General features: G+C 31.3%; 8 protein-coding genes. 6 read left to right on the forward strand and 2 right to left on the reverse strand.

The window, feature by feature from the left end; all coding sequences use genetic code 11:
• Positions 1-49 precede the first annotated feature (49 nt).
• Positions 50-520, reverse strand: a complete 471-nt coding sequence (locus tag HMPREF2930_RS00475) for an S-ribosylhomocysteine lyase (protein WP_017175110.1) — start codon at positions 518-520, stop codon at positions 50-52.
• A gap of 259 nt (positions 521-779) precedes the next feature.
• Between HMPREF2930_RS00475 and HMPREF2930_RS00480 the strand changes: the two genes are divergently transcribed.
• The 3 genes from HMPREF2930_RS00480 to HMPREF2930_RS00490 all read left to right on the forward strand — a co-directional run bounded on the left by HMPREF2930_RS00480 (position 780) and on the right by HMPREF2930_RS00490 (position 3,926).
• Positions 780-1,955 (forward strand): M20 family metallopeptidase, encoded by a 1,176-nt coding sequence (locus HMPREF2930_RS00480; protein WP_017175111.1) that lies wholly within the window; start codon positions 780-782, stop codon positions 1,953-1,955.
• Positions 1,956-1,959: 4 nt separating this feature from the next.
• Positions 1,960-3,156: an L-aspartate--L-methionine ligase LdmS gene (locus HMPREF2930_RS00485; protein ID WP_037541099.1), complete on the forward strand. Its 1,197-nt coding sequence runs from the start codon at positions 1,960-1,962 to the stop codon at positions 3,154-3,156.
• Positions 3,157-3,260: 104 nt separating this feature from the next.
• The gene (locus HMPREF2930_RS00490) at positions 3,261-3,926 is read left to right on the forward strand and encodes a DUF2750 domain-containing protein (RefSeq protein WP_017175113.1); all 666 of its coding nucleotides are present in this window, start codon (positions 3,261-3,263) and stop codon (positions 3,924-3,926) included.
• A 69-nt stretch (positions 3,927-3,995) separates the two neighbouring features.
• On the opposite strand, the gene coaW is transcribed toward HMPREF2930_RS00490, so the two are convergent.
• Entirely contained in the window at positions 3,996-4,796 is an 801-nt protein-coding gene (coaW, locus tag HMPREF2930_RS00495; protein WP_017175114.1) for a type II pantothenate kinase, read from the reverse strand.
• A 180-nt stretch (positions 4,797-4,976) separates the two neighbouring features.
• Between coaW and HMPREF2930_RS00500 the strand changes: the two genes are divergently transcribed.
• From HMPREF2930_RS00500 to HMPREF2930_RS00510, 3 genes are all read left to right on the forward strand, one after another.
• A complete protein-coding gene (locus HMPREF2930_RS00500; protein ID WP_017175115.1) occupies positions 4,977-5,837 on the forward strand; it encodes a GNAT family N-acetyltransferase in 861 nt (286 codons plus the stop codon).
• 109 nt (positions 5,838-5,946) lie between these two features.
• Positions 5,947-6,477, forward strand: a complete 531-nt coding sequence (rpoE, locus tag HMPREF2930_RS00505; protein ID WP_002448639.1) for a DNA-directed RNA polymerase subunit delta — start codon at positions 5,947-5,949, stop codon at positions 6,475-6,477.
• A 197-nt stretch (positions 6,478-6,674) separates the two neighbouring features.
• Complete coding sequence (locus tag HMPREF2930_RS00510) at positions 6,675-8,282, forward strand: CTP synthase (protein ID WP_019835603.1); 1,608 nt, start codon at positions 6,675-6,677, stop codon at positions 8,280-8,282.
• Positions 8,283-8,327: the final 45 nt, after the last annotated feature.

Here is an 8,327-nt window from a genome sequence, read left to right on the forward strand (position 1 = left end):
TATTTTGTTAGGAATTATGTCCCAGCCTCATTGTTTATTTAATTATTAATTATTTGCCTTCACCAAAAATGTCGTCCCATTGATTACGCTTATCTAAGAATTCTTTTGCGAGTGCTTTAGCACCTTCAAGAGAATGACTAGCAGCCCAACCGCATTGAACTTCATTGCAAGCAGGAACTTCTGTAGCTTCTAACACATCATTTAAAGTTTTTTCAATAATATTTAATACATCTTCGTAGTCATCGTGATCAATAAATGAAACATAAAAACCAGTTTGACAACCCATAGGACTTAAATCTACAACTTTATCAGAATGATTTCTAATATGTTCAGCCATTAAATGTTCTAATGAATGTAGCGCTGGCATATCCATATGCGCTTTATTTGGTTGTTTAAAACGTAAATCATATTTTTTGATAACGTCTCCATTAATCCCTTCCATTGTGCCTGCTAAGCGAATATATGGTGCAACTACTTTTGTATGGTCAAGATTAAAACTTTCAACGTTCATTTTAGTCATATTTATTTCCTCCTATAAATACATTGCTTGAATAATATGATTGTAACAAGAGTGCTAATCATTTACAATTTTCTTAATCAAGTAATTCAAATGCTTATTGTAAGAAAATTTTGTAAATTCAAATGAATGTGATGACAATCTATAGTAAATCCGATAAAATAAGTAATAATTAAATTTAAAGATACATCAAGAAATGGATTGACTTGATGTCTAAATAAATATGGATATTAATATTCGTGTATAAAAGGAGTATAGATTGATGAGTAGTAAACAAGAGATATTAGACTATATAGAGAATAAAAAGTACGATTATGTCGAAATAAGCCATCGTATACACGAGCGTCCTGAGTTAGGCAATGAAGAGATATTTGCATCAAGAACATTGATTGATCAATTAAGAGCAAATGATTTTGAGATAGAAACAGATATTGCCGGACATGCTACTGGGTTCATTGCAACTTACCAGTCTGAAAAAGAAGGACCAACTATAGGATATTTAGCTGAATATGATGCTTTACCTGGTTTAGGTCATGCATGTGGCCACAATATCATTGGGACAGCAAGTGTATTAGCAGGAATAGCACTTAAACAAGTCATCGATCATGTTGGTGGAAAAGTAGTTGTATTAGGATGTCCTGCCGAAGAAGGTGGAGAAAATGGAAGTGCAAAAGCTTCATATGTAAAAGCCGGTGTGATTGATGATATTGACATTGCACTTATGATTCATCCTGGAAATGAAACATATCCAACGATAAATACATTAGCCGTTGATGTGCTTGATATTAAATTTTATGGTAAAAGCGCCCACGCTTCAGAAAATGCGGATGAGGCTTTAAATGCATTAGATGCGATGATTTCTTATTTCAATGGTGTAGCTCAATTACGTCAACATATTAAGAAAAGTCATCGTGTACACGGTGTAATTTTAGATGGAGGTAAAGCTGCTAATATTATACCTGATTATACACATGCGAGATTTTATACACGTGCCACTACTAGAAAAGAACTTGATATTTTAACAGAACGTGTTAATCAAATTGCAAGAGGTGCAGCCATCCAAACGGGTTGTGACTATGAATTTGGTCCTATTCAAAATGGTGTAAATGAATTTATAAAAACACCTAAACTAGACGAATTATTTGAAAAATACGCCATAGAAGTTGGCGAAGAAGTAAGTTATGATGATTTTGGTTTTGGTTCGACAGATACAGGAAATGTTAGTCATATAGTTCCTACGATTCATCCACATGTTAAAATTGGTTCAAGAAATTTAGTAGGTCATACACACCGTTTTAGAGAAGCAGCTGCAAGTGTTCATGGTGATCAAGCTTTGATTCGAGGCGCAAAAATTATTGCTCTTATGGGACTAGAATTAATTGAAAATAAAAAACTATTTGATGAGGTTGTAGAGCAACATTCTCAAATAAAGGGGTAAATAAATGAAAAATGAATATAGTGTTCCAAAGTTAACGTTAAGTGATTTGTATAATGAAAATATTGTATATAATTCAAGGCCTTCTTATGCATTGAATCCTTGGCTCACAACAGAAGAGCATCAGTCTAATTTTTTGACTGGTCGTGAAATGATTATCGCTAAGGATATGCCGATTGTTGTACACGAAGCGAGTATTACAGATAAGTTACAACAACTATTTGATTTTATTGGTAAAAAAATACCAAAGCATCTTTATACATTTAGAGATCGTGAAACGTATGAACGCTTGTTACAAGAGATTATCAATAAAGAAGGGAAAAAAATATATTTTCAATATATCGAAAACAATGACATAGTAGATGACGAAGCGTATGCCATTGATAAAGACGTTTTTGTAGCTTTAAATAATAAATCACGTATTCCTGAATGGACAAATCATAAATATTTACCAGACCGTGAAATTGTGTCAATTAGAGATTTCAAAGGTCGTATCAAAGATTGGGATTATCCTTTTGTAATTAAGCCAGGAGATGAATTACCAACTGCAGGTGGTTATGGCGTAATGATTTGCTATAACGACGAAGACTTAGAAAAAGCAACTCAACGAATATTTGAAGCGGCCCATGCTACCGATAATTTAATCATTGAACAAAAAATAGAAGCAGTTAAAAATTATTGTGTCCAATTTGCATATTCTAAAGAAATAGGTATCACCTATCTAGGTACTGCCCATCAAATTACTGATAAATATGGTCTATACGCAGGAAATGAAAATGTGCATGATGTTCCAGAAAAAGTGATTCAAGCTGGTCGTGAAATTATGCAAAATGGAGTGAACTTAGGCTTTATTGGTGTGGCAGGATTTGATTTATTATTAGATGAAAATGATAATGTATTTGCTATAGATTTGAATTTTAGACAAAATGGTTCGACAAGCATGCTACTATTACAAGATGAATTAAATCCTAACTATCAAAAATTTTATAGTTATTTTTCAAGAGGAGATAATACTCGTTTCTTCAATGTTATTTTAAAATATGTTAAACAAGGCGTGCTTTATCCTCTTTCGTATTATGACGGTGATTGGTTTGGTAAAGATGAAGTGAATTCTCGCTTTGGATGTATATGGAATGCTGATTCTAAAGAAGAAGTTGAACAATTAGAACAAGCATTTATTAGTGAACTTGATGATACTAATTAAGTTAGAGTATAGGTTAAATTAATTATAAAAAAAAATATGGATGTTTGACGTTAATTTTAATATAATTTAACATTTAATTAGTATATTAAGAGAGAGGGTTTGTAATGGAATATAAGCATAATGACTATTTCAAAGAGATATTAATTAATGAAGTCATTATTTTGGCTAGTAAAAATAAAAAATTAATTCGTATTCATCATGAAGATGGTGATTACACAGGAATGTGGACGAATGAAGACATCGCAAAAGAGTATTTAAATCACTCAGACATTCAATTTGATCGACTATTAAATATTGATATTGATACGTTCGTTACGTATGATATGGATGAATTGTTTGATGAAAGTGATAAAATTTTAATCAATACTTCAAGTAAAGAAGAGGGACATATTGTCAAAGTTGTAGACATGATGAATGAACTCATGTCTGAATTAGACAAAATTCGTCTTAAAGAATTTGCAAAAGATATTTCAAAAGAAAATCATGTTTTTGGCTTAACACGTAAAGGGGAAAAAAGATTTATTCTTATTAGTGATAAAGAAAATCAAAAACCTAATATTATGCCTGTATGGAGTATTAAAAATCGGGCACGAAAAGTTCGTGATAAAGATTTTGAAGAATGTGATTTAATCGAAATTGAAGGTAGTGTATTTAGTGAATGGCTTGATAAATTAAGAGATAATGATCAAGCTGTCGCAGTAGACTTAAAACCTGGAGTCGTAGGCACCATTGTTTCTCCACAAAAAGTATCTAATGAATTATCATTTTAAATCAAATCCCAATAGGTTTCTTTTTTAAGAAATCTATTGGGATTTTTATGTTAATGTTTTTAGTTTGAATTAGCTTAAATGAAGGACACCGATTGCACCTGAAAATGCACCATTTTCAATATAAAAAGGATGACATCCTCGTAAAACAGTATAATCCTCAATAACTTTTCGTAGTAAGGGATTATTATTAAAAGAAGACCCAATATAAACAACATTTTTTGTTTGACATTCACGAGCTACTGTAATCGCCATCGTTGTAATCACTTCTCCAACGACACCCACGACAGATGCTAATTTATCTGAGTTAGTAAAATGTTCATTCATATTATTTAGTACATTGCCAAAGTTTGCAGCAGTGAGTTCACCAGGAATAGGCGGTTCAGAATCTTTATATATATGTTTAACTTTTAAATCGATAATATCTCTATTTCCAGATTGAGCGAGATTTGTAAGTGTTTCATAATCAGATATTTCAGTCAATAAATAACCTAAACCTCGAATCATTCCGCCACCCGTACCAATTCCGCCTACACGTTCTTGATGGTGACCATTATAATAGTGTAAAGATGTACCAGTACCTATGTTTGCAAATATGTATTGATTAATATGATGGCCTTGCTCCTTAAGTAAAATACCTAATCCCTTTGAAGCAGCATCAAATTCAACAAATATTTGGGATGATTGTTTGATGTTTTCAGCAATAACGCCTGCGTTACCACCTGTTAAATTGATTTTTTCGAATTCATTTTGGTTTAACCATTGAATGACTTTATTTATATCTGTTGTTAATTCAGTTGACAATGTACGGTGTGTATCATCTTCCATTGCTATTTTAATTAATGTACCGCCGGCATCGATACCTACTCTCATTTTTTTCACCTCTAAAATTAATATATGACATGTTAATACTATAATAATTTTGACGAATTGCAATTATTTTACAATATTATAAAATAAATAGTAAATATTAGAGTAAATAGATTATTTTATAAGATTTAAAGGTTATATATGATATTATTAAAACAACTTTGAGATATAGGGGTTAATTTTATGAGTATAGTAAAGCAATTTGAAAATATTACAATTCAGGAATTTGAAGAACAATATCGCGATGATGTCTTAAACTTTGAATTAAGCGAACGACAACAAATTTATTCATCATTACCTAAATCTGTATTAGAAGATGCTTTAAAAGATGAAAATCGAGTAGCTAATATTGCCATTAATGAAAATGGAGATGTAGTAGGATTCTTCATACTTCATCAGTATTATCAACATGAAGGATATGATACACCTGAGCATGTCGTTTATGTTCGATCATTGTCTATTAATGAAAAATTTCAAGGACAAGGCTATGGTACAACTATGATGATGTATTTACCTCAATATGTTCAACTATTATTTCCAGATTTCAATCATTTATATTTAGTTGTTGATACTGAAAATGAAGGGGCATGGAATGTATATGAACGTGCTGGATTCATGCATACTGCTACTAAAGAAGAAGGACCCATCGGTAAAGAACGTTTATACTATTTAGATTTGGATTCTAAACATGTATCGTCATTGAAATTAGTTGAGAATAAAAATTCAAATATTGCAATGTATCAAATTATTGATTTATTAAAAGATGATCAAAAAGTTGGATTTATTGCACTCGAACATCTAAATACTCATCTAAATATCGCTGCAATAGAAGTCTATAAAGATCAAAGAAAAGAGGGGATTGCTGGGAGTGCTTTAAGACAACTTCCTACATATGTACGTAAACATTTTAAAGAAATAAGAAGTATAGGTATTACATTATTTGGGGAAAATAATGAACTTAAGCCATTATGTATTAGTAGCGGCTTTGTTGAGACAGATCAATCAGATGACTTAGTTATTTTCAAAAAATATATTAATTACTAATTGAATAGCAATTGCGAAATCATAAAATGTCATTTATAATTTATCTTTGTTACTATTAATAAAAGCAATGTAAAGATAATAAAATCCTTTGAAAGGAAGTTTAGTTATAATGAAAATTCAAGATTATACTAAAGAAATGGTTGATGAAAAATCATTTATCGATATGGCTTATACTTTATTACACGATAAAGGGTCAACAATGAATCTCTATGATATTATTGACGAATTTAAAAGTCTCGGTAATTATGAATATGATGAAATTGAAAATCGTATTGTACAATTTTATACTGACTTAAATACAGATGGACGTTTCTTAAATGTTGGTGAAAATCAATGGGGATTACGTGATTGGTATTCAGTAGATGATATTGAAGAAAAAATTGCACCAACAATTCAAAAATTTGATATTCTTGATGACGATGATGAAGAAGATGAAAATCTTAAGTTACTTGGCGACGATGAAATGGATGATGACGATGATATTCCAGCTCAAACGGATGATCAAGAAACATTAGATGATTCTGATGATAATGAAGAAGATATTGACGGTTCAGATATCGTTATTGAAGAAGATGATGATGACGACATCGCTGAAGGTGAAGAAGAAGCATTTGAAGATGCAGAAGATTTTAATGACTAAATATTAGTTTTAATTGACTTTTGAATGAAAAATGTTAAAATTTTATTCGGGCTCCTTTAATTAGGACACGTGTATAAATGTTATACGCTCCCCTTACAAATATGTGAGAGGGAGCGATTTTTTTATTTTTAGGAAATGTTTAAATTTTGTAGAGATAGAGTAAGGAAGCAACCCTTAATAAATTAGGAGGTCAGACAATGACAAAATTTATCTTTGTAACCGGCGGAGTAGTTTCATCTTTAGGTAAAGGTATCACAGCCGCTTCTCTAGGAAGATTGTTAAAAGACAGAGGACTTAAAGTAACAATTCAAAAATTTGATCCATATTTAAATGTTGATCCTGGTACAATGAGTCCTTATCAACATGGAGAGGTATTTGTTACAGATGATGGCGCTGAAACTGACTTGGACTTAGGACATTATGAACGTTTTATAGATATCAATTTAAATAAATATTCTAATGTCACTGCGGGAAAAGTATATTCACATGTGCTAAAAAAAGAACGTCGTGGAGATTATTTAGGTGGAACAGTTCAAGTGATTCCACACATTACAAATGAAATTAAAGAACGCTTATTATTGGCTGGAGAAAGTACAAATGCGGATGTGGTCATTACCGAAATAGGCGGTACAACAGGTGATATTGAATCTCTTCCATTTATTGAAGCTATTCGCCAAATTAGAAGTGACCTTGGCCGTGAGAATGTTATGTATGTTCATTGTACATTACTTCCATACATTAAAGCAGCTGGAGAAATGAAAACTAAACCAACACAACATAGTGTAAAAGAATTACGTGGTTTAGGTATTCAACCTGATTTAATTGTTGTTCGAACAGAATATGAAATGACTCAAGATTTAAAAGATAAAATTGCTTTATTCTGTGATATAGATAAAGAAAGTGTTATTGAATGTAGAGATGCATCGTCATTATATGAAATCCCATTACAATTAAGTGCTCAAAATATGGACGATATTGTAATTAAACGCTTAGATTTAGATGCTAAATACGATACACAATTAGATGAATGGCAATATTTATTAGATACCGTTAATTCATTAGATGGTACGATTACTATTGGCTTAGTTGGTAAATATGTAAGTTTACAAGATGCATACTTGTCAGTGGTGGAATCACTAAAACATGCAGGTTATCCATTGAAAAAAGATGTTGTAGTAAAATGGATTGATTCAAGTGAAGTGACAGACGAAAATGTAGAGAGTTATTTAAGTGATGTTGATGGAATTTTAGTTCCTGGTGGCTTTGGTTTTAGAGCAAGTGAAGGTAAAATTTCAGCTATCAAATATGCAAGGGAAAATAATATACCTTATTTTGGTATTTGCTTAGGAATGCAATTAGCAACTGTCGAATTTGCAAGAAATGTTGTAGGACTTAAAGATGCTCATTCAGCAGAACTTGATCCAAATACACCATATCCAATTATTGATTTGTTACCTGAACAAAAAGATATCGAAGATTTAGGTGGCACATTACGTTTAGGTCTTTATCCATGTACTATTAAAGATCATACTTTGGCACATGACATTTATAATGAAACAAATATTGAAGAGCGTCATCGTCATCGTTATGAATTTAATAATGCTTATAGAGAACAATTAGAAGATAAAGGAATGGTCTTTTCTGGTACTAGTCCAGATGGTCGTTTAGTGGAAATGGTAGAAATTCCAGAAAATGATTTCTTCATTGCTTGTCAATTCCATCCGGAATTCTTATCTAGACCTAATAGACCACAGCCAATTTTCAAAGCTTTTGTAGAAGCTGCTTATAAACACCAACAAAATTAAAATATCAAAATAGAAGAGGCTGGGACATAATTCCTAACAAAATAG

It is taken from the genome of Staphylococcus sp. HMSC068C09, from assembly GCF_001813735.1.
GTDB classification, from domain to species: domain Bacteria; phylum Bacillota; class Bacilli; order Staphylococcales; family Staphylococcaceae; genus Staphylococcus; species Staphylococcus hominis.